The sequence below is a fragment of the Mycobacterium sp. Panama NTM2 genome, assembly GCF_054355555.1.
This window is the reverse complement of sequence record NZ_CM135953.1, coordinates 4,029,001-4,053,032: the sequence shown is the minus strand read 5'-3', so window position 1 is coordinate 4,053,032 and position 24,032 is coordinate 4,029,001. Positions and strand designations below refer to the sequence as shown.

Below are 24,032 nucleotides of genomic sequence, written 5' to 3'. Positions count from 1 at the left end.
ATACCGTGTCCGCCCGTGCCCACCCTGGTTGTCGTCGCCGGAGCGCTGATCGAGCAGGGGACGCTGCTCGTCGCGCAGCGGGCTCGCCCACCCGAACTGGCCGGACGCTGGGAGCTGCCCGGCGGGAAGGTGGGCACAGACGAGAACGATGCCGGGGCCTTGCGGCGAGAGTTGTTGGAGGAGTTGGGTATCGAGGTGACCGTTGGTGCCCGCCTCGGAGGCGACGTCGCGCTGGGTGAGGCGGCGACGCTACGGGCGTACCTGGTGACCCGCACCGGCGGGGTGCTGCATCCGCACGATCACCGGGCGCTGCGCTGGGTTGGCGCCGGGGAGCTCGACGCCTTGGACTGGGTGCCTGCCGATCGCGCGTGGCTGCCGGACTTGGCGGCCCTACTGCGGCCGGGCGTCACTAATCATGGCGATGGGCATCGCGGATGAACACGCCTTCGGCGAGGGCTGCGAGCGTGGCTCGGGTCGTGCGGTCGGCGTCGTCGACGTCGGGTGCTCCGTTGCCCGTCAGCATGCGGTAGTAGAGGGGCGCCGACAGGTGCCTGATCACGTCGCCGGGGTCGGTGCCCTCGGGGGCCTCCCCTCTGCCGATCGCTTCGGTGATCACGGGGGCGAACACGTCGGTGCGGGTCCGGTAGAACCGCGCCAGAGCGGCTGCGGTGTCGCGGTTGCACGTCGCCGCGGCGATGATGGCCGCGAACAGGCGCCCCTGCCGGGGATCGGCCAGGGTGCGTTGGATCAGCCGTGCGATGGCGGACAGATCGCCGGACACGCTGCCGGTGGCCGGGCGCGGCGAGGATGTGTCGGCCATGTCCGAGAGCACGTCGGTCACCAGCGCTGAGACCGTGCCCCAGCGCCGGTACACCGTCGATTTGCTGACGCCCGACCGTCGGGCCACTTCGGTCAGGTCCACACCCTCCAGGCCGCCGGCCACGAGGAGGTCGGCTGTCGCCTCGAGGACGGCTGCGCGCACCTGCGCCGTTCTGCCGCCGGGTCGCGAGGATGCCATCCAGCCATCTTAACGCGACGAATGTCGCGTTAAGGGTCGTGAACTGGTACGGTTCCTTATCGAGACAAAATTCCCGTTAAGGAGAAGCATGGAGTATCGTCGAGTGGGAAACTCGGGCCTCGTCGTCTCCGAATTGGCCTTCGGTGCAGCAACTTTCGGAGGCGGCGAGTACTTCAGCGCGTGGGGCGACACGGGTGTGGACGAGGCCCGCCGACTGGTCGACCTCTGTCGCGAGGCCGGTATCACGTTGTTCGACACCGCCGACGTGTACTCGGCCGGCCGGTCCGAGGAGGTGTTGGGTCAGGCGTTGGCGGGCCGACGCGACGACGTACTGATATCGACCAAGGCCGCGCTCCCGACAGGGGACGGACCGAGTGATGCCGGGACGTCCAGGACACGTCTGATCACCGCCGTCGAGCAGGCGTTGCGTCGGTTGGGCACCGACCGCATCGACCTGTTCCAATTGCACGGGTACGACGCGCGGACCCCCGTCGAGGAGGTCGTCGACACCCTCGATGTGCTGACCGGGCAGGGAAAGATCCGCTACAGCGGGGTCTCGAATTTCGCGGGCTGGCAACTGATGAAGGGGCTGTCGGCGGCGGATGTCGCGCACAAGCCACGGTATGTCGCCCACCAGGTCTACTACTCGCTGATCGGGCGTGACTACGAATGGGAGCTGATGCCGCTGGGCGTCGATCAGGGAGTCGGCGCGATCGTGTGGAGTCCTCTGGGCTGGGGGCGCCTGACCGGCCGCATTCGTCGCAACGCGCCGATGCCGACGCGCAGCCGTCTGCACGCGACAGCGGATGCCGGACCGCCGGTCGACGACGACCTGCTCCACGCCGTCATCGACGAACTCGACACCATCGCCGGCGAGATCGGCAAGACCATTCCCCAGGTCGCGCTGAACTGGTTGCTGCGCCGTCCGACCGTCGCATCGGTCATCGTGGGCGCGCGGGATGCGCGACAGCTCGAGGAGAACCTCGGTGCCGTCGGATGGGCGCTGGACCACGACCACATTGCGCGGCTCGACGCGGTCAGCAACCGCGAGCAGCCCTATCCCCACTTTCCGTACCACCGCCAGGAGGGCTTCGCCCGCATCAACCCCCCGCTGTTCCCGATGGCCTGTTGACGCGCTGTCCTATCCCGGCGCGCGGATGACCCCGCCCGTGGCGCGGTCGAAGGCGCGCAGCCCGATCGCGAACGCGGTCTGATCGTCGAAGTGCAGCGGGTCGCGGCCGGTGATCTCGCGAATCCGCGTCAACCGGTGGCGCACGGTGTTGGTGTGCAGGAACAGCTCGCGCGCGGTGTCGGACGGGGAACCGTTGGCCGCCAAGAAGGTACGCAAGGTCCGCACGTGCTGGGTGCCGCGCTCACGGTCGAGCCGATCCAGCGGCTCGATCAGCTGGGTCACGAACGGCGTCAGTTGCGCCACCGGTAGCTGCTCGATCAGGCTGGTCAGCGTGCTGAGCTGATCGGGTCCGATGCTGCCGCCGTGCTGATGGGCCAGGCTCAACGCGATCCGCGACTGGGTGATCGCCGGCCCCAGTTCGGTGATCGGCACGTCCGCCGAATGGCCGGAGGGCAAGGAGAGCGTGTCGGCGGTCGTGTCGGCGCGCGCGGCGTCGTGCAGCACCAGGCACACGTCCGAGGCATCGCCGACCAGGGCCTCGGGAAACGCCAGGGACAGCAGGGCGCCGGCTCCGCCGGGCCATGCGGACACCCGCACCGTCGCCGACGGCGCGCTGGGCCAGCGCAGGAGTTGACTCAACGCATCGGGTAGCAGCATCCGGCGTTCGACGAGGGAGAGCAGCTGGCCGACGCGCTCCCGGGCGAGCGCGGCCTCGATGTCGCGCTCGTTCTGCGCGGCCGCGACGAAGCGGCCGATCGTCTCGAGCAACGACGGGTCGGGCGGCGTGCCGCGACCGATCCACACGAGCGCACCCAGGCCGGGGATGGTGACGGTGGCCTCGGTGTGCTCGTCGTCGATCGGCGGGCGGCTCTGCGCCTCGTCGAGGATGAAGTAGCAGCCCAGCAATTCGCCCGCCCTGTCGAGCAGCAGGCGGACCGGATCGCGCCTGCGCAGCGCCGCCATCATCTCGGGCACCAGGGCAGCGGTCGCACGGGCGGTGACGAGTTCGGTGCCGAGTCGATAGTCGGCGACGAAGCGGCTGATGCTCTCGAAAGGGACGTCCCGCGGAGCGATGAGCACGGGCAGACCGTGCGCTCGGCACCTGGCCAGCAGCTCGGCCGGCACGACGTCGTGCCCGTCACCGGTGCCGAAGCACACCCCCGCTGCGCGGGAGCGGGCCAGCGCGTCGGCGAAAACGTCGCAATCCTGCCGGGTGTGCAGCGACAGACCGACGGTGCACACGAGTTCCCCGCCCTGGAGATAGCGGGCCGGATCTGGGATCTCGGTCGTGTGCACCCAGCTGATCTCGCGGTCCAGATCCTGCGGGGCGCCCGGCGGCTCGATCAGGCCCAGCGGGGAACCGGCCAGCAGGTCGCGCACCGTCGGCGCCACCGCGCCCGGGGCCCGCGGGTCGGTCATGGCCCTGAGCGTAACGCCGCCGACACATCGTGGCCCGCCGTCCGTTGTGCGATCGTCCAACGCGACACCCCGCGGTGGGTGCGATCGCAGCGTTTTCGGTCCGATGGGTGGTGATCACGACAACGCGGACCCATAGTTCATCCAACCCGGAACCGGATGGGAGCAATCATGACGTCTTCGGTTGACAGCGTCGACTCGCCGTACGCGCTGCGGCGCGAGTTCTCGCTCTGGTCGGCGTTCGCCTTCGCGTTCGCGTTCATCTCTCCGATCGTGGCCCTCTACGGCATCTTCGGGCTGGCGCTGAGCGCTGCGGGCCCCAGCTTCTGGTGGGGCTTCCTGCTGGTGTTCGGCGGACAGCTGCTCGTGGCGTTCGTGTTCGCGACGCTGGTGTCCCGATGGCCGCTGGAAGGCTCGATCTACCAGTGGTCGCGACGGCTGATGGGGACCGGCTACGGCTGGTTCGCCGGCTGGTTCTACATGTGGACGCTGGTGATCGCGATGGCGACGGTCGCGTTGGGAGCGGCCGGGTTCATCGCGAACATCGCCGGTGTCGAGGCGCCGTCGGGCGGCCTGCGGGCGGGCATCGCGGTGGTGATCCTGTTGTGCGGCACGGTGATCAACCTGATCGGCCGTGGTGCGCTCAAGGTGTTCATGACCGCGAGCATCGTCGCCGAGGTGCTCGGCTCGATCGGGCTGGGTACGTGGCTGCTGGTCTTCCATCGCAACAATTCGCTGTCGGTGCTGTTCGACGGTGGCGGCAGCGGCGTCGACATCGGGTCCTACCTGTCCGGGCCGTTCCTGATCGCGGTCGCGTTCATCGGCTTCTCGTTCGTCGGATTCGAGAGCGCGGGCGCGATCGCCGAAGAGGTGCACGAGCCACGCCGCGACCTGCCCAAGGCGGTGCTCTTCTCACTGACGTTCATCGCGCTCGTCGTCGCGTACTCGAGTCTGGCGATCATCCTGGCGATCCCCGACATGGCTGCCGTCACGGCCGGCTCGGTCGCCGACCCGGTGTACGACACCCTGACCACTGCGCTGGGCGCCGGTATCGCGAAACCGGTGGAGGTGCTGTTCGTGGTGGGCTTCCTGGCCAGCTTCCTGGCGTTGCAGACCGCAGCGTCGCGCGTCATCTGGGCCTATGCCCGCGACGGTGCGCTGCCGGCAGCGAGGACACTGGCCCGTCTCGGCGGGGTCAACCGGATGCCCGTGGCCGCCATCGCCGTGACCACCGTCGTCGGCGGCGCACTGTTCGGGTTGTCGATCGTTGCCGGAGACATCTACTCCCTGATGGTCAACTTCACCACCGGCGGCTTCTATCTCGCGTTCCTGTTCCCGCTCATCGGGTTCCTGGTCGTCCTCGTCCGCCGCACCTGGACTGCGCCGTCCTTCTCCCTCGGCCGGCTGGCGCTCCCCGTGGCGGCCGTCGCCGTGGTGTGGGCGGTGCTGCAGATGCTCAACATCTCCTGGCCCCGCGCGGTCTACGAACAGCGCTACCTCGACTGGTCGGTGTGGATCGGCGTGCTGGCGCTGGCGCTCTTGGGTGCCGCGATCTTCGCCGCGGTGCGATCCCGCATCGTCGCCGTCAGCGTCATCGAGGAGGCGGAATCCCTCGACGAGCGCGCCGACGAGGCGGGGCGCCCGCAGTGAGTGACCGTCGAACGGCGGTCGTCACCGGGGCGGCAAGCGGCATCGGCGCAGCGGTCGTCTCCGCCCTGCGGGCACGCGGGTTCGCCGTCGCCGGCGTCGACCTCGTCGATGCCGCAGGTGTCGACCTCGCGGTGCGTGCCGATGTGTCCGACGGCGCGGCACTCGCGGCGGCCATCGACGGGGTACGGGCACGGCTGGGACCGGTGGCCGCAGCCGTCAGCGTCGCGGGGCACTACGCGATGGCGCCGGTCGAGGAGATCACCGCGACGGCATGGCGCCGCATGCTGCGGGTGCACCTGGGCGGCTTCGTCAACCTCGCGCGGGCGTGCCTGCCCGACCTGGAGGCGAATCAGGGCTCGCTGGTGGCCATCGCGAGTGAACTCGCGGTCGGGGGAGGTGAGCACGACGCGCATTACGCCGCGGCCAAGGGCGCCCTGCTGGGCGCGATGCGCAGCCTCGCCGCCGAGGTCGCGCCCACCGGGGTGCGGGTCAACGCCGTCGCACCCGGACCCACCGACACACCTCTGCTGGCCGCCGATTCCCCCTGGCGCGCAGCCGATTACCTTGCCACGCTGCCGCTGCGCAGGCTGGCGTTGCCAGCCGAGGTCGCCCGATGTGTGGAGTATCTGGTGTGCGACGCGGGATTCAGCGTCGGCGACGTGGTCAACGTCAACTCGGGAGCGGTGATATGACGACCTCTCTGACCGGGCGCGTCGCGCTCATCACCGGAGCCGGCCAGGGCATGGGGGTCGCGCATGCCCGCCGACTGGCGGCCGCCGGCGCCACCGTGGCCGTCAACGATCTGCACGAGACTGCCGAGCTGATCGAATTGGCCCGCAGCATCCGCGGATTCGCAGTACCCGGCGATGTCTCCGATCCGGCCGAATGTGTGCGTATCGCCGACGCCGTCGCTGACAAGTGCGGCCGACTGGACGTGCTCGTCGCCAACCACGCCTACATGACGATGGCACCGCTGCTCGACCACGATGGCGCCGACTGGTGGAACGTCGTCGACACCAATCTCGGCGGCACCTTCTTCCTGATCCAAGCGGTGCTGCCGCACATGCGTCGCCGGGGAGAGGGGCGCATCGTCGTGATCACCAGCGAGTGGGGTGTCACGGGCTGGCCCGAGGCGACGGCGTACGCGGCGTCCAAGGCGGGCCTGATCTCGCTGGTGAAGACCCTCGGCCGAGAACTGGCCCCGGAGGGGATCATCGTCAACGGGGTGGCGCCCGGTGTCACCGACACTCCGCAACTGCAGGTCGACGCCGCCGCCGCGGGGGTGGACCTGGCTACCGTGCACGCCCGTTATGCCGGCGCAATCCCGTTGGGCCGCATCGGGGATCCGGATGAGATCGCGGCGGCGGTGGAACTGCTCGCCGACTTCGAGGTGTCCGCCGTGGTCGGCCAGGTGTTGTCCTGCAACGGCGGGTCGACACGGTCACGGGTGTGAAAGGAGAACATCTCATGGCACAGGGATCTCATGTGCGCACTGCCAACGGCACGCTCGGACAGGTCGACGCCCAGCAGGTGCCCCGCTACGCGGGCCTGGGCACGTTCGCACGGCTGCCGCAGCGCCACGAGGTGGAGCGCTACGACATCGCGGTGGCAGGCGTGCCGTTCGACAGCGGGGTCACCTACCGCCCCGGGGCGCGGTTCGGCCCCGCCGCGATTCGGCAGGCGTCGCGGTTGCTCAAGCCCTACCACCCGGCGCTCGACGTCGCTCCGTTCACCGCCGCCCAGGTGGTCGACGCCGGCGACATCGCCGCCAACCCGTTCGACATCTCCGCCGCAGTCGACCAGATCCGCGCCGGCGTGACCGATCTGCTCGTCGAGGACGGCCAGAGAGTGGTGCTCCTGGGCGGGGACCACACGATCGCCCTGCCGTCATTGCAGGCCCTGCATGCGGTGCACGGACCGCTCGCGCTCGTGCACTTCGACGCCCACCTCGACACCTGGGACACCTACTTCGGGGCGCCGTGCACCCACGGCACACCGTTCCGTCGGGCCGCCGAGCAGGGTCTGCTGGTCAAAGACCGATCGGCACACGTCGGTATTCGCGGATCGCTCTACGATCGTGCCGATCTGCTGGACGACGCCGAGCTCGGCTTCACCGTCGTGCACTGCCGCGACATCGACCGCATCGGCGTCGACGGCACGATCGAACGGATCCTGGAGCGGGTGGGCGACCATCCGGTGTACGTGTCGATCGACATCGACGTCCTCGATCCCGCGTTCGCGCCGGGCACCGGCACTCCGGAGATCGGCGGAATGACGAGCAGGGAGCTGGTCGCCGTTCTGCGAGCGATGCGAGAGCTGCCGATCGTGGGGGCCGACGTCGTCGAGGTCGCGCCGGCCTACGATCATGCCGAGGTGACCGCTGTCGCGGCGGCCAACCTCGCCTACGAACTGATCACCCTGATGGCGGGCCGGTGACATGAGCGAATTCGCCTGGCCGAGCGGCAAACTCGCGGCGGCGGTGTTCACCTTCGACGTCGATGCCGAATCCGCGGTGCTGTGGGAGCCCTCCGGTGACTGGCAGTCGGTGGGTGCGCGGATGAGTGTGATGAGCCACCAGGCCTACGGTCCGCTCGTGGGTCTGCCACGAATCCTGTCGCTGCTGGAGCGCCACCAGATCGCGTCGACCTTCTTCGTGCCCGGTCACACCGCCGACCGTTATCCGGACGCGGTCCGCGCGATCGTCGCCGCCGGTCACGAGATCGCCCACCACGGCTATCTGCACGAGCAGCCCACCCGGCTCTCGCTCGAGGGCGAGATCGACGCGCTGGACCGCGGATTGGCCGCGCTGGCCGACGTGGCAGGGGTCAGGCCGGTGGGGTACCGGGCGCCGATGTGGGACCTGTCGTGGCGCACCCCGGCCCTGCTCGTCGAACGTGGCTTCCTCTATGACTCCAGCCTGATGGACGCCGACCAGCCCTACGAACTCGCGGTGGGGGACGACGGGCATCTGGTCGAGATTCCGATCCAGTGGGCGCTCGACGACTGGGAGCAGTACTGCTATCTGCCCGACGTGTCCGGCAGCGGACTCATCGAATCACCCCGCAAGGCACGGGAGTTGTGGCAGCTCGAGTTCGACGCCATGCGCCGGGTCGGGGGGTGCTGGGTGCTGACCAACCACCCCTTCCTCAGCGGAAGACCCTCGCGCGCAGAAGAACTCGACCACCTCATCGGCTACGTCGCCGGGCATGCAGAGGTGTGGACCACCAGCCTGGGTGAGATCGCGACGCACGTGCGATCGCTGGGGCTGACGCCGCGCGGCATCACCCCGCCAGACGTGCCGCGCTAGAACCGCAGCCGGTCGTCGAGCACGCGCACCGGGGCGTCACGGTGGCGTGCCGCGTAGATCGGGTGCAGCAGCGTGGGATGTTCGCAGTGCGGGCACGACACCCGCGGATCTCGCCGTGAACTGAACGCCAGATGGTGACAGGCCGAGCACCGCACCAGGTACAGCGCGCCGATCCAGTTCATCAGACCCAGATAGATCGCCAGCGCGGTCAGTGTCGCCAGCGCGATGATCAGGGCCACGGTGAGCACCTCGAAAACCGTCATGATGGCCAACCTCCACGAAAGTGACGGGTACCTCCACGGTACGCCCGTCGACCGCCCGCGATCAGGCCTTTCTGGCCCGCTTGTAGACCTTCTCGAGCTCCTTGCCGCGCAGCCCGGTGCGCTCGGCTCTGTGCACCTTGTGCAGCACCACAGGACATTTCTTGCAGCGCGGCTTGCTGCGGCAACATTTCTTCTTCGGGGTGAGGTCGGTCAGCTTGCTGGCCACGTGACGGGTATCTCTCGTTTTCGCGATCGGTGCACCACACTGCGACAATCAGCGACGTGACTGCACGCCCCGACTTCCGCAACGTCGCCATTGTGGCCCACGTCGACCACGGCAAGACCACCCTGGTCGACGCGATGCTGCGTCAATCCGGGGCGCTGACCCACCGCGGCGACGACGCGATCGAACGGCTGATGGACTCCGGTGACCTGGAGAAGGAAAAGGGCATCACCATCCTGGCCAAGAACACCGCGGTGCACCGGCATCACCCGGACGGCTCGATGACCGTCATCAACGTGATCGACACCCCCGGCCACGCCGACTTCGGTGGCGAGGTGGAACGCGGCTTGTCGATGGTCGACGGCGTGGTGCTGCTCGTCGACGCATCCGAGGGTCCGCTGCCGCAGACCCGGTTCGTGTTGCGCAAGGCCCTTGCCGCGCATCTGCCCGTCATCCTGGTGGTCAACAAGACCGACCGGCCCGACGCCCGCATCGCCGAGGTCGTCGAGGAGAGCCACGACCTGCTGCTCGACGTCGCCTCGGATCTCGACGAGGACGCCCAGGCCGCCGCCGAGAAAGCGCTCGACCTGCCGACGCTGTACGCCTCGGGTCGCGCCGGCATCGCCAGCACCACCGCTCCCGCCAACGGCGAGAACCCCGACGGCGAGAACCTCGACCCGCTGTTCGACGTGCTGCTCGAGCACATCCCGCCGCCGCAGGGCGACCCGGAAGCACCGCTGCAGGCACTCGTCACCAACCTCGACGCGTCGGCGTTCCTGGGCCGGCTCGCGCTGATCCGCATCTACAAGGGCCGGATCAAGAAGGGTCAGCAGGTCGCGTGGATGCGCGAGGTCGACGGCCACCCGGTGATCACGACCGCCAAGATCACCGAGCTGTTGGTCACCGTCGGCGTCGAGCGCACCGCGACCGACGAGGCCGTCGCCGGCGACATCGTCGCCGTCGCCGGTATCCCGGAGATCATGATCGGCGACACGCTCGCCGACCCCGACCACGCGCACGCACTGCCCCGCATCAGCGTCGACGAGCCCGCCATCTCGGTGACGATCGGCACCAACACCTCGCCGATCGCGGGCAAGGTGTCGGGGCACAAGCTGACCGCGCGCATGGTCAAGAACCGGCTGGACTCCGAGCTCGTCGGCAACGTCTCCATCAAGGTCGTCGACATCGGCCGCCCCGACGCCTGGGAGGTCCAGGGCCGTGGTGAGCTCGCGCTCGCCGTGCTGGTCGAGCAGATGCGCCGGGAGGGCTTCGAGCTGACCGTCGGCAAGCCGCAGGTGGTCACCCGCATGGTGGACGGCAAGCTGCACGAGCCGTTCGAGGCCATGACGATCGACTGCCCCGAGGAGTTCGTCGGTGCGATCACCCAGCTGATGGCCGCCCGCAAGGGCCGCATGGAGGAGATGACCAACCACGCCGCCGGATGGGTGCGGATGGATTTCATCGTGCCCAGCCGCGGCCTGATCGGGTTCCGCACCGACTTCCTGACGCTGACCCGCGGTACCGGCATCGCCAACGCCGTCTTCGACGGCTACCGGCCCTGGGCCGGGGAGATCCGCGCCCGCCACACCGGTTCGCTGGTGTCCGACCGGTCCGGCCAGATCACCCCGTTCGCGATGATCCAGCTCGCCGACCGCGGGCAGTTCTTCGTCGAGCCCGGCCAGGAGACCTACGAGGGTCAGGTCGTCGGCATCAACCCGCGCGCCGAAGACCTCGACATCAACATCACCAGGGAGAAGAAGCTCACCAACATGCGGTCGTCGACGGCCGACGTGATGGAGACGCTGGCCCGCCCGCTGGAGCTCGATCTGGAGAAGGCGATGGAGTTCTGCGCCGAGGACGAGTGCGTGGAGGTGACCCCGGAGATCGTGCGGGTGCGCAAGGTGGAGCTGACCGGCTCGCTGCGGGCGCGTGCCAAGGCGCGGGCCAAGCAGCAGGCCAACCAGCAGGCCGGGGTCTAGGGGACGCCCGTCGCTACCCTGTACAGCGTGCCGACCGCCCGCCGAGTTCTCTGCTGCGCGGTCGCGGTGATGGTGGCCGCCTCGGGGTGCACGGTGAGCCCGCCGCCGGCGCCGCAGAGCACCGACACCACGAAGGCCACGGCCCCGCCGCCGACGAAGGCGACGCAGATCATCATGGCGATCGATTCGATCGGTCCCGGCTTCAACGCCCACCTGGTCTCCGACCAGTCCCCGGTCAACGCGGCGATCAGCTCGCTGGTGCTGCCGAGCGCGTTCCGGCCGATCCCCGACTCCCGCACCCCGACCGGATCCCGCTGGGAAATGGATCCGACGCTGTTGGAGTCCGCCGAGGTGACGAGCCAGGACCCGTTCACCGTCACCTACAAGATCCGCCCCGAGGCGCAGTGGACGGACAACGCGCCGATCGGCGCCGACGACTTCTGGTACCTGTGGCGGCAGATGGTCAGCGAGCCGGGCACCGTCGATCCGGCGGGCTACGACCTCATCACCGGGGTGCAGTCGGTCGAAGGCGGCAAGACCGCGGTGGTCACGTTCTCCCAGCCCTATCCGGCGTGGCGCGAGCTGTTCCACAACCTGCTGCCCGCGCACATCGTCAAGGACGTGCCGGGCGGGTTCTCGGCGGGGCTCGCACAGGCGTTGCCGGTGACGGGTGGGCAGTTCCGCGTGGAGAGCATCGACCCGCAGCGCGACGAGATCCTGCTGGCGCGCAACGACCGCTACTGGGGCACACCGGCCGTCCCGGACCTCATCCTGTTCCGCCGGGGTGGGGCGCCGGCCGCGCTGGCGGATTCGATCCGCAACGGCGACACCCAGGTGGCGCAGGTGCACGGCGGGTCCGCGGTGTTCGCACAACTCTCGGCGATCCCCGACGTGCGAACCGCCCGCATCGTCACGCCGCGGGTGATGCAGCTGACGCTGCGGGCGCAACGGCCCGCCCTCAGCGACGCCCAGGTGCGCAAGGCCGTCCTCGGCCTGCTCGACGTCGACCTGCTGGCCGCCGTCGGAGCCGGTGACGACAACACCGTGACACTGGCGCAGGCGCAGGTCCGTTCGCCGTCGGACCCGGGCTACACGCCCACGGCTCCGCCGGCGATGACGCGGGACGAGGCGATGGACCTTCTCGAAGCGGCCGGGTACCAGATCGAGGCCCCGACCCCCACCTCCACTCCGACGCCCACCCCCCGCCCGTCGCCGTCCGTGACACCGGAGAACGACCGTGGCCAGTTGGTCAAGGACGGTGAGCCGCTCACCTTGGTGTTGGGCGTGGCGGCCAACGACCCGACGTCGGTCGCGGTCGCCAACACCGCCGCAGACCAGCTGCGCAGCGTCGGCATCGCGGCGTCGGTGTCGGCACTCGACCCGGTCACGCTCTACGGAGAGGCGCTGACGGACAACACGGTCGACGCCGTCGTCGGTTGGCACCAGGCCGGGGGCGATCTCGCGACCGCACTGGCGTCGCGGTTCGGATGTCCGGCCCTGGAGGCGACGGCCATCCCGACCACGGCGCCGAGCACCCCGACCACACCCGCTACGCCCACGCCGACCACGACCGCCCCCGCGCCGTCGCCCAGGACCACGACGACGGCCACCTCCCGGCCCGCGCCGCCGGCGACCATCGCGACGTCCACGCCCGTACCCGCGCCGGAGACCGGCGAGCTCGTGCAGGCGCCGAGCAACATCACCGGCATCTGCGATCGGGCGATCCAGCCCCGGATCGATGCCGCGCTGCAGGGCACCGCCGACGTGGGCGACGTGATCGACGACGTCGAGCCGCGCCTGTGGGACATGGCCACCGTGCTGCCGATCCTGCAGGACACGACGATCGTCGCCGCCGGCCCCAGCGTCGGCGGCGTCAGCCTGACCGGTGCTGTGCCGGTCGGGATCGTCGGCGACGCCGGCCGGTGGGTCAAGCTGCCCCAGTAGCCGGGAGGTCGCTAGGAGGCAGTCGTGCGGCGCAACCGCGACAGGCCGTAGGCGGTGAACGCCGCCAACGCGAACACGGCGAGCAGCCACACCGGCGGGCGCGCCAGCTCCCACACGAACAGTGCGGCGAACAGCGGCGAGCGTTGAGTGATCGCCAGTACCCCGGCCGCACACGTCAGCGACACCGCGGGCACGTCGAGAGCGACACCGGTCACCGCGTCGAGGCCCAGCGCCACCACCGAACCGGCCGCCGCACCCGTCGCCAAAGCGGGGGTCAGCAGACCGCCGACGGCCCCGGCGCGCAGAAACGCGGCCGACAGAAGAGGTTTGAGCACCAAGATCGCCGCCGCGGCGCCGAGGGTGAGACCGCTGCCGACGCTGACCTCGAGCACGCTGCGACCGTTGCCGGGCAGCTCCGGCAGCCAGATCGAGCACACCCCCGTGAGCAGCCCCGCAGCGGCGATCGCCGGGATGAGGGCCGGGGACGCCGCCACCGGTCGGGAGGCGGTGATGCGGGTGAACGCCACTCCGACGACGAGCGCGAGCGGTGCCAATGCCACGGCGAGCACGGCGAACAGCGGCGAGAGGTCGGCGGCAGGCCAGGTCAGCGGATGCTCCAGGTGCGTCACCGGGGCTGCGACGGCGACCGCCAGGCTGGAGGTGATCAGCGCCGTGCCCAGCGCGCGAGGGTGCCAGGTGCCCAACAGGATTCGCGTCGCGAACAGCGCACCGCCCAGCGGCACGCTGTACACCGCGCCCAGGCCGGCGCCGGCCGCGCAGGCGAGCAGGATGCGACGGTCGGCGGCGGTGAGTGCCCACCGCGACGTGCCGAGATCGCCCCATGCCACGGCGAGTTGGCGGGGTGCGCCTTCGCGACCCAGCGAGGCACCCGATCCGACGAGCAGCACCTGCAGGGCGGCGTCACCGGTGAGCGCGAGCCGCCGCACTGGTTGCTCGCCGGCCAGAACCGCGGACAGCGTGGGCACGGAACCGCGGCGCCGCAGCAGCCACCAGCCGGCCCCGGCCAGCGCACCGCCGACCATCGGACCGAGCGCGCGGCGCCAGGGGCCGCTGTCCTCGACACCGGTGAGCAGCGTGCCGAAGCTGTAGCGGTAGGTGAGGTGCTCGACGGCGTGCAGCAGCAGCGTCGTCGCGGCCCCGGCGACGCCGGCGAGAAGACCGATCACGACGATCGCGCAGCCGAACTCCAACCTGCGGCGGGACACCAGGCGAATGTAAGCCACACCTGGAGTCGATGAGCGGCAGGCAAGCGGGCAAGCTGGGCGCATGGAGACGCCGCGCCTGCTGTTCGTCCACGCCCACCCCGACGACGAGACCCTCACCACCGGCGGCACGATCGCGCACTACTGCGCCCGCGGCGCGCAGGTGCAGGTGCTGACGTGCACGCTGGGCGAGGAGGGTGAGGTGATCGGGGAGCAGTGGGCGCAGCTGGCCGTCGACGCGGCCGATCAGCTGGGTGGTTACCGGATCGGCGAACTGACCGCCGCGCTCGCCGCGCTCGGGGTCGACCGGCCCCGCTATCTCGGCGGCGCCGGCCGGTGGCGGGATTCCGGGATGGCGGGCACGCCCGCCCGGCACCGGCAACGGTTCGTCGACGGTGACCTCGACGAGCAGACCGCCGCACTCGCGGCGGTGATCGACGACCTTCGCCCGCACGTCGTCGTCACCTACGACCCGCAGGGCGGTTACGGCCACCCCGACCACATCCATGCCCATCGCATCGCGACGGCCGGCGTCGCCGCAGCACAGTGGCAGGTGCCGAAGTTCTACTGGAACGTCATGTCGCAGAACGCACTTCGCGACGGCCTCGCCGGGCTCTCGGGGCTCCCGGCGCACTGGATCACCCTCGAGCCCGAGGAGCTGCCGCTCATCGGATTCGCCGACGACACGATCGACGCCGCCCTCGACATCAGTGCCCACCTGCCCGCCAAGGTTGCCGCGTTGCGCGCGCACGCGACCCAGGTGCAGGTGGCCCCGGACGGGGCGGCGATGGCGCTGTCCAACGACATCGCCCTGCCGGTGCCGGCGGTGGAACACTACGTGCTGGTCTCCGGTGAGGCGGGGGAGCGCGATGAGCGGGGATGGGAGACGGATCTGCTCGCCGGGTTGAGCCTCGGGTGAGCCGAGGGTGAGGTGGGGCCGGACGGGGTACGCTGCCCTGGTCTGCCCGACGCGCGGAAGGGAAGCCCATGGATCCGGATCTCGATCCCAACCTGCAGCACTGGCAGGATCGCCTCGACAACTTCCAGTGGGTCGTGGGCTCCCTGGTTTCCGTGCTCGACAGCATCCCGACCTGAGTTCTCCCGCACCGCCGGCCTCCGACCGGCTGCGCTTTTTCGTGCTCGCCGTCCTGTCGTTCGACGGCGTGCTCTCGGCGTTGATGGCCGTCTTCTTCCTTCCGCTGCGGCTAGGCGGTGTGCCCGTCCCGATCAGTGCCGTCGTCAGTGGGGCGATCAACGTGGCGCTGGTGTGGGTCGCCCTGCAGTGGACAACGTCGACACGGCTGGCGGCCGCGCCGCTGTGGGCGTGGCTCGCGACCGTGCTGCTGTGCACTTTCGGTGGTCCGGGCGACGACATCGTCTTCGGCGGAGTCGGGCTGATGGAGTACGCGTCGATCCTGCTCATCGCCGTCGGCGCGCTGCCCGCGGGCTGGCTGCTGACCCGGCGACGGGCGGCGGCGGAACGCAGCGGGGCGCGCCCCGTCCCGAACCGCCGTTGACTACTGTGGCCGGTATGCCAGGCGCTGTTGTTTCAGAATGTGAGACGCGCGGATGATCCGCGTCGACGCCGGGGTTATGGGGAAGTGGCTCTGAATTCCCAGCGCGGCACCGATCTGCCCACTCCCAGCCTGCCCCCTGCGTCCGTACCGCCCTCGGCGGCGGCGATGCGACGAGTGTTGCGACGCGCGCGCGACGGAGTGGCGCTGAACGTGGAGGAAGCCGCGGTCGCGATGACGGCCCGTGGCGACGATCTCGCCGACCTGTGTGCCAGCGCGGCGCGGGTGCGCCACGCCGGCCTGGAGGCCGCGGGCAGGCGGGGCGCGCAGGGCCGGCTGCCGGTGTCGTACTCGCGCAAGGTGTTCATCCCCGTGACGCACCTGTGCCGTGACACCTGCCATTACTGCACGTTCGTCACGGTGCCGGGCCGGCTGCGCGCGCAGGGCAAGGGCATGTTCATGGAGCCCGACGAGATCCTCGAGGTGGCCCGCCAGGGTGCCGAGATGGGATGCAAGGAAGCCCTTTTCACGCTGGGGGATCGGCCGGAGGCGCGCTGGGACGAGGCGCGGCAGTGGCTCGACGAACGCGGTTACGACTCGACCCTGGACTACGTGCGGGCCATGGCCATCCGGGTGCTGGAGGAGACCGGCCTGCTGCCCCACCTCAATCCCGGGGTGATGAGCTGGTCGGAGCTCTCCCGGCTCAAGCCGGTGGCGCCGTCGATGGGGATGATGCTCGAGACGACGTCGCGACGGTTGTTCGAGACGAAGGGGCTGGCCCACTACGGCAGCCCCGACAAGGACCCGGCGGTGCGGTTGCGCACGCTCGACGATGCGGGCCGGTTGTCGATCCCGTTCACCACCGGGCTGCTGGTCGGCATCGGGGAGACGCTGACCGAGCGGGCGGAGACGATCCACGCGATCCGCCGCTCACACCGGGAGTTCGGGCACGTGCAGGAAGTGATCGTGCAGAACTTCCGCGCCAAGGACCACACCGCGATGGCGGCGACGCCGGATGCGGGGATCGACGACTTCCTGGCCACGATCGCGGTGACGCGTCTGGTGATGGGTCCGAAGATGCGCATCCAGGCGCCACCGAATCTGGTGTCGCGGGCCGAGTGCCTGTCGTTGATCGGGGCCGGGGTCGACGACTGGGGTGGTGTCTCCCCGCTGACCCCCGATCACGTGAACCCCGAACGGCCCTGGCCTGCACTCGACGAGTTGGCCGCGGTCACCGCCGACGCCGGCTACGACCTGGTGCAGCGGTTGACCGCGCAGCCGCAGTACGTCACCGCCGGTGCGGCGTGGATCGATCCACGCGTGGGCGGGCATGTCGCCGCGCTGGCCGACCCCGACACGGGCTACGCACGCGACGTGAACCCGGTCGGGCGGCCCTGGCAGGAGCCCGACGAAGCCGCCGAATCACTGGGCCGGGTCGACCTGCACGCTGCCATCGACAGCGAGGGCCGTCGCACCGAGACCCGCAGCGATCTGGGGTCGGCGTTCGGCGACTGGGACGCGATCCGCGCCAAGGTGTCGGAGTTGGCCGCCCGCGCGCCCGAACGCATCGACACCGATGTGCTGGCCGCGCTGCGCTCGGCCGAGGCGGACCCGGCGGGCTGCTCGGACGACGAGTACCTGGCGCTGGCCACGGCCGACGGCCCGGCTCTGGAGGCGGTCACCGCATTCGCCGACGCGCTGCGCCGTGACGTCGTCGGTGACGACGTCACGTTCGTCGTGAACCGGAACATCAACTTCACCAACATCTGCTACACCGGCTGCCGGTTCTGCGCGTTCGCCCAGCGCAAGGGCGATGCCGATGCGTTCTCGCTGTCGACGGCCGAGGTGGCCGACCGGGCGTGGGAAGCGCATGTGGCGGGCGCGACCGAGGTGTGCATGCAGGGTGGCATCGACCCCGAGCTGCCGGTCACCGGATATGCCGACCTGGTCCGGGCGGTCAAGGCGCGGGTGCCGTCGATGCATGTGCACGCGTTCTCACCGATGGAGATCGCCAACGGCGTGACGCGGGCGGGCACCTCGATTCGGGACTGGCTGACCGCGCTGCGCGAGGCCGGCCTCGACACGATCCCGGGCACGGCGGCCGAGATCCTCGACGACGAGGTGCGCTGGGTGCTGACCAAGGGCAAGCTGCCGACCCCGATGTGGATCGAGGTCATCACCACCGCCCACGAGGTCGGGCTGCGGTCGTCCTCGACGATGATGTACGGCCACGTCGAGCAGCCACGGCACTGGGTGGGGCATCTCAACGTGCTGCGCGAGATCCAGGACCGCACCGGCGGTTTCACCGAGTTCGTGCCGCTGCCGTTCGTGCACCAGTCCTCGCCGCTGTATCTGGCGGGCGGCTCGCGGCCGGGTCCCACGCACCGGGACAATCGGGCGGTGCACGCGTTGGCGCGGATCATGTTGCACGGCAGGATCTCCAACATCCAGACCTCGTGGGTGAAGCTCGGGGTCGAGCGCACCCAGGTGATGCTCAGCGGCGGGGCCAACGACCTCGGCGGCACGCTGATGGAGGAAACGATCTCGCGGATGGCGGGCTCGGAGAACGGCAGCGCCAAGACCGTCGCCGAACTCGTCGCGATCGCCGCCGGCATCGGGCGTCCCGCCCGGCAACGCTCGACGGACTACACCCCGCTGGCGGCCTAGCTCTTCTCCGCGAGCGCTGGGGGCACCTCCCGCTTGCGGGGGAGCGTCTGCACGTCGACACGCCGCGACAGGCGGGCACTGTGCGCGCGCTCGATCGTGGGGACCGCGCACGTCCTCCCGCGCGTCACAGCCCGAGCTGGTATCACCTTCACTGTGAAGCTGCGACGGGCTCTGGTCGACGGACACATCGCGGTGCAAACGCTCGCTGCCGACGGCAGCTGGCAGGCCGCGCCTGACAGCGATGCGCTCGGTGGCCGGGTTTTCGACCGCGAGTGGGAACTCTCGATGGCCCGTCACCACCACCGGCTCTCGGGCCACCTGCTGCCCGTCCAGCCCGCGTCGTTTCGCGACTTCATGCTCTACGAGCGGCACGCCATCGATGCAGCGCGCGGTCTGGTGCGGCGTTTCCATCCGGGCCAATCGCGCGCCGCCGGGATGGTGGAGAGACTGACGCGCCGCCCGTTCCCCGCGTTCAAGCCCAAGCCGCTGTTCTACCGTCAGCCGATCTACTACATGTCCAATCATCTGACGTTCGTGCCCAGCGGCACACCGATCGATGTTCCGTCCTATTCGCGTGCATTGGATTTCGAGTTGGAAGTCGGGTTCGTCCTGCGCGCACCGCTGTTCAATGCCGACCCTGCCGAAGCGGTCGAGGCCATCGGCGCGTTCGTGGTCGTCAACGATTTCAGCGCCCGCGACGTACAGCGGGGGGAGATGGCGACCGGACTGGGCCCGCAGAAGGCCAAGCACTTCACCTCGTCGATGTCGGTGCTCGCGGTGAGTGCCGATGAGATCCTGCCTCACATCGGCGATCTGACCGGATCGGTGACCATCAACGGCGCGACCGTGGGGACAGTGTTCAGCAGGGGGATGCAATGGACGCTCGGCGAGATGCTCGCCCACGCATCTCGGGACGAAAGACTGTTTCCCGGAGAGCTGTTCGCCATGGGAACCTTGCCAGGTGGTTCCGGCATGGAGATGGGCCACTGGTTGCGACCCGGTGACCAGCTGACGTTGAGCATCGACCAGATCGGTGAGATAAGCCATCCGATCGTGACCACCTGACGACTCTCGATGACCACGGTTTTCGGATTTTCCGCGCATGGCGTTCGCTTCCTAGGTGGCCCGCATCGGTCATGTCGGCACCGAAGCCACGTGGGGCCTCGTTGGCGAATGACCCGTTGTGTCCGACATCACGGGCCCCCGCCGTTCGGATCTCGCGTTCGCCGCCGTCTCAAGGACAGCAACGGAAAATCGAAGGAGTGATCATGGGAGAGCTGTCCGACAAGGCTCAGGAGATGGCCGGCCGCGCACAGGAAGCGGTCGGTGACGCCACCGGCAACGACGATCTGCGCGCAGACGGCGCGGCCGACCGGGTCGAGGCCGAAGCGAAGCAGAAGGTCGACGAGGTCAAGCACAAGGCCGAGGACGTCACGCAGGCGGCCAACGAAAAGGCCTCGCAGGTCGTCGATTCCGTCCAGGACAAGGCCGGTGAGGTGAAGAACGCCGTTGCCGAGAACGCGCCGCAGACGTCGGGCGTCGTGCTCGCGGCAGCCGTCGGTGCCGTCGTCGTCGCGGTGCTGCTGCTGCGCCGCCGGAGCACCGCATCGGGTAAGCGTCACAAGGGCCGGAAGGTCGCCACGAAGGCGGTTTCGGCCGGGCTCAAGGAAGCCATCACCCGATGATGAAGCGGGCCGCATCGCCGCAGGGCGATGCGGCCCGTGAACGTCAGGCCTGCTTCAGTGCTTCGATCTCCAGCGTGATCGTGACCTTGTCGCCCACCACGGCGCCGCCCGTCTCCAGCGGCATGTCGATGTCGATGCCGAAGTCCTTGCGGTTCAGTACGACTGACGCCTCGAAGCCGGCCACCTCGCCGTGTCCCATGCCGGGGTTCACCCCGTTGAACTCGAGCTCCAGTGAGATCGCCTTGGTGACGCCCTTGAGGGTGAAGTCTCCCTCGAGCACGTAATGATCGCCGGCTTCACGCACCGAGGTGGAGGCGAAGGTGGCGACGGGGTGGTTCTCGACGTCGAAGAAGTCGGCGGCCTTCAGGTGCGCGTCCCGTTGCTCGTTGCGGGTGTCGATCGAGTCGACCGCGATCTCGGCCTGCACGGACGGCGTGCCGTCCTCGGCGACGGTGATGGTCCCGCTGAACGTGTCGAATCCGCCGCGGACCTTGCTCACCACGAGGTGGCGTACGGAGAAGTTGACCGAGGAGTGGACGGGGTCGATCGCCCAGGTGCCGGTCGGCAGGGCAGTGGCAACAGAACTGGTCATGAGGATTCCTTCCGGACGTGTGTCGGACGATCCGACGCTGGCACCGGCTGAAACGGACCGCGGTCCGAATCCATTCCCGACACTCCCGATCGTCTTCCCCCGAGGTGCGACGCGCGTGGTATCTGCGACGTTTAGTATCAGTAACCACGCGGAACCCCTACCGGGGATTCGCGGAGTTAGGGCACACTGACACGCGCGGCCATCCAGCGGCAGGGATACTTGCTGAGCCGGTCGCGCCGACCAGCGCGCCTACCGGGAACAGCCCACCGGACAGGTAGTTCGAGAGGACTTAGGAGAAGTTCGTGACGTACACGATTGCCGAGCCCTGCGTCGACGTCAAAGACAAGGCATGCATCGAGGAATGCCCGGTCGACTGCATCTACGAGGGCGCCCGGATGCTGTACATCCACCCCGATGAGTGCGTCGACTGCGGCGCCTGCGAGCCGGTGTGCCCGGTCGAGGCCATCTACTACGAAGACGATGTGCCGGACCAGTGGGCCAGCTACACGCAGATCAACGCCGACTTCTTCAGCGAGCTGGGCTCGCCCGGCGGCGCATCGAAGGTCGGCCAGACCGACAACGATCCGCAGGCGGTCAAGGACCTGCCCCCGCAGGGTGAGGACTGACCGCATCGACGGGACACGGTCCCGTGCCTGACTTCGCCGCCCGTCGCCGGTCGGCGTCGCTCCCCGTCTTCCCGTGGGACACCCTGGCCGACGTCACCGCCGCCGCACGGGCCCATCCGGACGGCATCGTCGACCTGTCGGTGGGCACCCCCGTCGACCCGGTCGCGCCGCTGATCCGAGACGCACTCGCGGCAGCCGGCGCGGCGCCCGGCTATCCGACCACCGCCGGCACCCCCGCGCTGCGGAACGCGGCGGTCGCCGCGCTCGGCAGGCGGTACGGCGTCACCGGGCTCACGCCGTCGGCGGTACTCCCGGTGATCGGTACGAAAGAGGTGATCGCCTGGTTGCCGACCCTGCTCGGCCTCGGCGCCGCCGACACCGTCGTCGTCCCCGAGTTGGCCTATCCCACCTACGAGGTGGGCGCGCTACTCGCCGGTTCGGCCGTCGTGCGCGCCGACTCGCTGACCCAGCTGGGACCCGCGGTACCTGCACTGGTGTTCCTCAACTCACCGAGCAACCCGACGGGCAAGGTGCTGGGAGTCGAGCATCTGCGCAAGGTCGTCGGCTGGGCACGCGAGCGCGGAGTGCTGATCGCCTCCGACGAGTGCTATCTGGGGTTGGCCTGGGACGCCGAACCGCTGTCGGTGCTGCATCCCGATGTCTGCGACGGTGACCACACCGGGCTCCTGGCCATGCACTCCTTGTCGAAGACGTCGTCGCTGGCGAGCTACCGCGCCGGCTTCGTCGCCGGCGACGCCGCAGTGGTCGCCGAACTGCTCGCGGTGCGTAAACACGCCGGCATGATGGTCCCGACGCCGGTGCAATCCGCGATGGTGGCCGCGCTGGACGACGACGCACACGAGCAAGAGCAGCGGGCGCGGTATCAGCGCCGGCGGGACCTGCTGCTGCCGGCGTTGCGTGCGGCCGGATTCACGGTCGACCACTCGGAGGCCGGCCTCTACCTGTGGGCCACCCGCGACGAGCCGGGCCGCGAGACACTCGCCTGGCTCGCCGAGCGGGGCATCCTTGTGGCTCCCGGCGAGTTCTACGGACCGCGCGGTGCCCGGCACGTGCGCGTGGCGCTGACCGCGACCGACGAGCGGATCGCCGCCGCGGTGGCCCGGCTGGCCTGAGTTCTCTTGCGCGAGCAGACGCGAACTCGAGCGCGACACGCCGCAAACAGCTCGAGACTGTGTCTGGTCGCGCTCAGTTGGTGCGGTCTGCCCAGCCCGGCGGAAGGTCCCCGGGCGCGACCGCGATGACCGTCTCGTCGTCGGCCCCCACGTACTCGAACAGCGTGATCGTCGCGAACTCCGGAACCACGTAGATCGGATACGTCGGGCCCTGATCGCGGTAGGCCGCCATCTGGTCGAGATGGTCGTTCTGGAAACACACCGTACGTTCGCCGTGCTGTTCGACCCATTGCGGGAAGAAAATGACGCCGTGCAGTCGGCGCTTGCCGGGGATCACGTTGACGGCCACCGATGTGCCCGTCGGCTCGGTCCACGAGATCTTGTAGTGGTCGTCGTCGAGCGCCACGAGATCGACCTGCTGGTCTTTCACCCAGCGGCCGCCGACCATCCCGGAATGGATGCGGTAGTCGATCGTGTGGTCGTTCTTCACGTACATCTCGTAGCGCCAGCCGTTGGCGTAGGTGTAGATGAAGCGGTGTCCGACGATCCCGGTCAGATCCTGCACCGGGGTCGTGTCGTCGATCGTCGTCATGAGCTCTCCTCGCCAGAGTGCGGACCGCCTCCCCATTGCCCCGAGATGAGGGCCGCGAAACTCCGCGAGCAGACGCGACCTCGAGCTCGACATGCCCCGAAGAGCTCGAGTTCGTGTCTGCTCGCGGGAGAGAAGGTGCGCTCAGGGCAACGTGAGTTCCGCCGGCGCGACGGATGCGAGCGCTGCGCGACAGGCGCGGATCGCGGGTGTGCGGCTGAGTGCGGTCCTGGTGGCGGTGAAGACGGTGCGGCGGCGTGCGTCGACGTCGACGACGCGGACGTCGGGGCGGCGCCGCACCCGCATCAAGTCCGGCAGGATCGCCACCGCGTTGCCGCTTTCGATGAGGGCGATCTGCGCTTCCAGGTCGTCGGTCTCGAAACGGACGTCGGGCTCGAACCCTGCTCGGCGGCACAGCTGTTCGGCCCAGTGCCGAGAGGCGGTGCCGACGGGCTCCATGGTCCAGGGCAGCAGCGCGGCGTCGGTCACGGTTCGCACCTGATCCCACGGCTCGCCGCTCGCGGGCACGGCGAGGCGCAGCAGATCAGAGGTCAGCGGTTCGCGGTCGAGGTCGGGGTACACGCGGGCGGCGTGGCCGGGGTACTCCTCGGCGATCACCAGGTCGAACTCCCGCATCCACGTCTCGTAGAGCGCCTGTTCCGGTTCCCGCTGCGACATCGTCACGCGCAGCCTGGGGTGACGCGTCGCCAGTGCGGTGAGCATCTGCGGCATGAACGCCGATGCGGCGGACTGGAACACCGCGATTCGCACCGTTCCCGATGCCTCGGTGCTGCGGGCCGCGACGTCGCTGGCGGCCAGTTCGAGCCGGTCCAGGATGACCGCGGTGTGCTCGACGAGGACTTCGGCGGCCGGAGTGAGTCGCACGCGGCGTCCGACCTTCTCGAGCAGCGGCACCCCCGACGTCGTGCTCGAGTCGGGCCAGAGCCTGCGACACCGACGACGGACTCTGGTGCAGCGCCTCCGCCACGCCGGCGATGGTGCCGCGCACGCTGAGTTCGCGCAGTAGGCGCAACCGGCGGGTGTCCAGCAGGTCGGGGCGACGAACCATCA

The 24,032-nt window shown here is 69.6% G+C and carries 24 protein-coding genes and 1 pseudogene; 16 read left to right on the top strand and 9 right to left on the bottom strand.

What is annotated here, in order from left to right; translation table 11 throughout:
• Positions 1-15: 15 nt before the first annotated feature.
• Entirely contained in the window at positions 16-438 is a 423-nt protein-coding gene (locus tag ACXYX3_RS19210) for a (deoxy)nucleoside triphosphate pyrophosphohydrolase (protein ID WP_458608636.1), read from the top strand.
• Here ACXYX3_RS19210 and ACXYX3_RS19205 read toward each other — a convergent pair.
• Positions 410-1,018, bottom strand: a complete 609-nt coding sequence (locus tag ACXYX3_RS19205; RefSeq protein ID WP_458608635.1) for a TetR/AcrR family transcriptional regulator — start codon at positions 1,016-1,018, stop codon at positions 410-412. The genes ACXYX3_RS19210 and ACXYX3_RS19205 overlap by 29 nt on opposite strands.
• A gap of 88 nt (positions 1,019-1,106) precedes the next feature.
• Here ACXYX3_RS19205 and ACXYX3_RS19200 point away from each other — a divergent pair, with 88 nt between their 5' ends.
• Positions 1,107-2,150, top strand: coding sequence for an aldo/keto reductase (locus ACXYX3_RS19200; RefSeq protein ID WP_458608634.1), 1,044 nt, complete (start codon positions 1,107-1,109; stop codon positions 2,148-2,150).
• A gap of 9 nt (positions 2,151-2,159) precedes the next feature.
• Here ACXYX3_RS19200 and ACXYX3_RS19195 read toward each other — a convergent pair whose 3' ends face one another.
• The gene (locus ACXYX3_RS19195; protein ID WP_458608633.1) at positions 2,160-3,569 is read right to left on the bottom strand and encodes a PucR family transcriptional regulator; all 1,410 of its coding nucleotides are present in this window, start codon (positions 3,567-3,569) and stop codon (positions 2,160-2,162) included.
• A gap of 168 nt (positions 3,570-3,737) precedes the next feature.
• Here ACXYX3_RS19195 and ACXYX3_RS19190 point away from each other — a divergent pair, with 168 nt between their 5' ends.
• The 5 genes from ACXYX3_RS19190 to ACXYX3_RS19170 are packed head-to-tail and all read left to right on the top strand — an operon-like array spanning position 3,738 to position 8,523.
• Positions 3,738-5,216 (top strand): APC family permease, encoded by a 1,479-nt coding sequence (locus tag ACXYX3_RS19190; protein WP_458608632.1) that lies wholly within the window; start codon positions 3,738-3,740, stop codon positions 5,214-5,216.
• A complete protein-coding gene (locus ACXYX3_RS19185; protein WP_458608631.1) occupies positions 5,213-5,908 on the top strand; it encodes an SDR family NAD(P)-dependent oxidoreductase in 696 nt (231 codons plus the stop codon). The genes ACXYX3_RS19190 and ACXYX3_RS19185 overlap by 4 nt, the downstream gene beginning before the upstream one ends.
• Positions 5,905-6,669, top strand: coding sequence for an SDR family NAD(P)-dependent oxidoreductase (locus ACXYX3_RS19180; RefSeq protein ID WP_458608630.1), 765 nt, complete (start codon positions 5,905-5,907; stop codon positions 6,667-6,669). The genes ACXYX3_RS19185 and ACXYX3_RS19180 overlap by 4 nt, the downstream gene beginning before the upstream one ends.
• A gap of 14 nt (positions 6,670-6,683) precedes the next feature.
• The gene (gene speB, locus ACXYX3_RS19175) at positions 6,684-7,652 is read left to right on the top strand and encodes an agmatinase (protein ID WP_241206917.1); all 969 of its coding nucleotides are present in this window, start codon (positions 6,684-6,686) and stop codon (positions 7,650-7,652) included.
• A 1-nt stretch (position 7,653) separates the two neighbouring features.
• On the top strand, positions 7,654-8,523 hold the full coding sequence (locus ACXYX3_RS19170) for a polysaccharide deacetylase family protein (RefSeq protein WP_458608629.1): 870 nt from the start codon (positions 7,654-7,656) through the stop codon (positions 8,521-8,523).
• On the opposite strand, the gene ACXYX3_RS19165 is transcribed toward ACXYX3_RS19170, so the two are convergent.
• Positions 8,520-8,786 carry a PhlB family protein gene (locus ACXYX3_RS19165; RefSeq protein WP_241206919.1) on the bottom strand — a complete coding sequence of 89 codons (267 nt, stop codon included), beginning with the start codon at positions 8,784-8,786 and terminating at the stop codon, positions 8,520-8,522. The genes ACXYX3_RS19170 and ACXYX3_RS19165 overlap by 4 nt on opposite strands.
• Before the next feature lie 61 nt (positions 8,787-8,847).
• A complete protein-coding gene (locus ACXYX3_RS19160) occupies positions 8,848-9,012 on the bottom strand; it encodes a hypothetical protein (RefSeq protein WP_458608628.1) in 165 nt (54 codons plus the stop codon).
• A gap of 56 nt (positions 9,013-9,068) precedes the next feature.
• Between ACXYX3_RS19160 and typA the strand changes: the two genes are divergently transcribed.
• A complete protein-coding gene (gene typA, locus ACXYX3_RS19155; protein WP_458608627.1) occupies positions 9,069-10,988 on the top strand; it encodes a translational GTPase TypA in 1,920 nt (639 codons plus the stop codon).
• A 69-nt stretch (positions 10,989-11,057) separates the two neighbouring features.
• Positions 11,058-12,932, top strand: a complete 1,875-nt coding sequence (locus ACXYX3_RS19150; protein WP_241207000.1) for an ABC transporter family substrate-binding protein — start codon at positions 11,058-11,060, stop codon at positions 12,930-12,932.
• An 11-nt stretch (positions 12,933-12,943) separates the two neighbouring features.
• Here the strand turns inward: ACXYX3_RS19150 and ACXYX3_RS19145 are convergent, their stop codons facing one another.
• On the bottom strand, positions 12,944-14,158 hold the full coding sequence (locus ACXYX3_RS19145; RefSeq protein WP_241207001.1) for a chloride channel protein: 1,215 nt from the start codon (positions 14,156-14,158) through the stop codon (positions 12,944-12,946).
• A 61-nt stretch (positions 14,159-14,219) separates the two neighbouring features.
• Between ACXYX3_RS19145 and mshB the strand changes: the two genes are divergently transcribed.
• The 5 genes from mshB to ACXYX3_RS19120 all read left to right on the top strand — a co-directional run bounded on the left by mshB (position 14,220) and on the right by ACXYX3_RS19120 (position 20,021).
• Positions 14,220-15,074 (top strand): N-acetyl-1-D-myo-inositol-2-amino-2-deoxy-alpha-D-glucopyranoside deacetylase, encoded by an 855-nt coding sequence (gene mshB / locus ACXYX3_RS19140; protein WP_241206922.1) that lies wholly within the window; start codon positions 14,220-14,222, stop codon positions 15,072-15,074.
• Between the two features lie 217 nt (positions 15,075-15,291).
• On the top strand, positions 15,292-15,672 hold the full coding sequence (locus ACXYX3_RS19135; RefSeq protein WP_241206923.1) for a hypothetical protein: 381 nt from the start codon (positions 15,292-15,294) through the stop codon (positions 15,670-15,672).
• Positions 15,673-15,756: 84 nt separating this feature from the next.
• The gene (locus ACXYX3_RS19130; protein ID WP_458608626.1) at positions 15,757-18,336 is read left to right on the top strand and encodes a bifunctional FO biosynthesis protein CofGH; all 2,580 of its coding nucleotides are present in this window, start codon (positions 15,757-15,759) and stop codon (positions 18,334-18,336) included.
• Between the two features lie 153 nt (positions 18,337-18,489).
• Complete coding sequence (locus ACXYX3_RS19125) at positions 18,490-19,401, top strand: fumarylacetoacetate hydrolase family protein (protein WP_241206925.1); 912 nt, start codon at positions 18,490-18,492, stop codon at positions 19,399-19,401.
• A 203-nt stretch (positions 19,402-19,604) separates the two neighbouring features.
• Positions 19,605-20,021, top strand: a complete 417-nt coding sequence (locus ACXYX3_RS19120; RefSeq protein WP_458608625.1) for a CsbD family protein — start codon at positions 19,605-19,607, stop codon at positions 20,019-20,021.
• Between the two features lie 43 nt (positions 20,022-20,064).
• Here the strand turns inward: ACXYX3_RS19120 and ACXYX3_RS19115 are convergent, their stop codons facing one another.
• A complete protein-coding gene (locus ACXYX3_RS19115; protein ID WP_241206927.1) occupies positions 20,065-20,613 on the bottom strand; it encodes a YceI family protein in 549 nt (182 codons plus the stop codon).
• Positions 20,614-20,915: 302 nt separating this feature from the next.
• On the opposite strand from ACXYX3_RS19115, the gene fdxA reads away from it, so the two are divergent.
• Together fdxA and dapC are read left to right on the top strand one after the other, a co-directional pair.
• Positions 20,916-21,239 carry a ferredoxin gene (gene fdxA, locus ACXYX3_RS19110; RefSeq protein WP_241206928.1) on the top strand — a complete coding sequence of 108 codons (324 nt, stop codon included), beginning with the start codon at positions 20,916-20,918 and terminating at the stop codon, positions 21,237-21,239.
• Between the two features lie 23 nt (positions 21,240-21,262).
• Entirely contained in the window at positions 21,263-22,372 is a 1,110-nt protein-coding gene (gene dapC, locus ACXYX3_RS19105) for a succinyldiaminopimelate transaminase (RefSeq protein ID WP_241206929.1), read from the top strand.
• A 73-nt stretch (positions 22,373-22,445) separates the two neighbouring features.
• Here the strand turns inward: dapC and ACXYX3_RS19100 are convergent, their stop codons facing one another.
• The 3 genes and pseudogenes from ACXYX3_RS19100 to ACXYX3_RS19090 all read right to left on the bottom strand — a co-directional run.
• Positions 22,446-22,964, bottom strand: coding sequence for a phenolic acid decarboxylase (locus ACXYX3_RS19100; protein WP_241206930.1), 519 nt, complete (start codon positions 22,962-22,964; stop codon positions 22,446-22,448).
• Positions 22,965-23,105: 141 nt separating this feature from the next.
• Positions 23,106-23,846: a LysR substrate-binding domain-containing protein gene (locus tag ACXYX3_RS19095; RefSeq protein ID WP_458608624.1), complete on the bottom strand. Its 741-nt coding sequence runs from the start codon at positions 23,844-23,846 to the stop codon at positions 23,106-23,108.
• 85 nt (positions 23,847-23,931) lie between these two features.
• Positions 23,932-24,030 (bottom strand): annotated as a pseudogene (locus tag ACXYX3_RS19090) (hypothetical protein); the annotation flags it as partial.
• Between the last annotated feature and the right edge of the window lie 2 nt (positions 24,031-24,032).

Excerpts from the sequence above, each read along its gene's own strand:
- ACXYX3_RS19205 (WP_458608635.1), bottom strand. The coding sequence starts at position 1,018 with ATGGCATCCTCGCGACCCGGCGGCAGAACGGCGCAGGTGCGCGCAGCC.
- ACXYX3_RS19200 (WP_458608634.1), top strand. The coding sequence starts at position 1,107 with ATGGAGTATCGTCGAGTGGGAAACTCGGGCCTCGTCGTCTCCGAATTG.
- ACXYX3_RS19195 (WP_458608633.1), bottom strand. The coding sequence starts at position 3,569 with ATGACCGACCCGCGGGCCCCGGGCGCGGTGGCGCCGACGGTGCGCGAC.
- ACXYX3_RS19190 (WP_458608632.1), top strand. The coding sequence starts at position 3,738 with ATGACGTCTTCGGTTGACAGCGTCGACTCGCCGTACGCGCTGCGGCGC.
- ACXYX3_RS19180 (WP_458608630.1), top strand. The coding sequence starts at position 5,905 with ATGACGACCTCTCTGACCGGGCGCGTCGCGCTCATCACCGGAGCCGGC.
- speB (WP_241206917.1), top strand. The coding sequence starts at position 6,684 with ATGGCACAGGGATCTCATGTGCGCACTGCCAACGGCACGCTCGGACAG.
- ACXYX3_RS19170 (WP_458608629.1), top strand. The coding sequence starts at position 7,654 with ATGAGCGAATTCGCCTGGCCGAGCGGCAAACTCGCGGCGGCGGTGTTC.
- ACXYX3_RS19165 (WP_241206919.1), bottom strand. The coding sequence starts at position 8,786 with ATGACGGTTTTCGAGGTGCTCACCGTGGCCCTGATCATCGCGCTGGCG.
- ACXYX3_RS19150 (WP_241207000.1), top strand. The coding sequence starts at position 11,058 with ATGGTGGCCGCCTCGGGGTGCACGGTGAGCCCGCCGCCGGCGCCGCAG.
- mshB (WP_241206922.1), top strand. The coding sequence starts at position 14,220 with ATGGAGACGCCGCGCCTGCTGTTCGTCCACGCCCACCCCGACGACGAG.
- ACXYX3_RS19120 (WP_458608625.1), top strand. The coding sequence starts at position 19,605 with ATGGGAGAGCTGTCCGACAAGGCTCAGGAGATGGCCGGCCGCGCACAG.
- ACXYX3_RS19115 (WP_241206927.1), bottom strand. The coding sequence starts at position 20,613 with ATGACCAGTTCTGTTGCCACTGCCCTGCCGACCGGCACCTGGGCGATC.
- ACXYX3_RS19100 (WP_241206930.1), bottom strand. The coding sequence starts at position 22,964 with ATGACGACGATCGACGACACGACCCCGGTGCAGGATCTGACCGGGATC.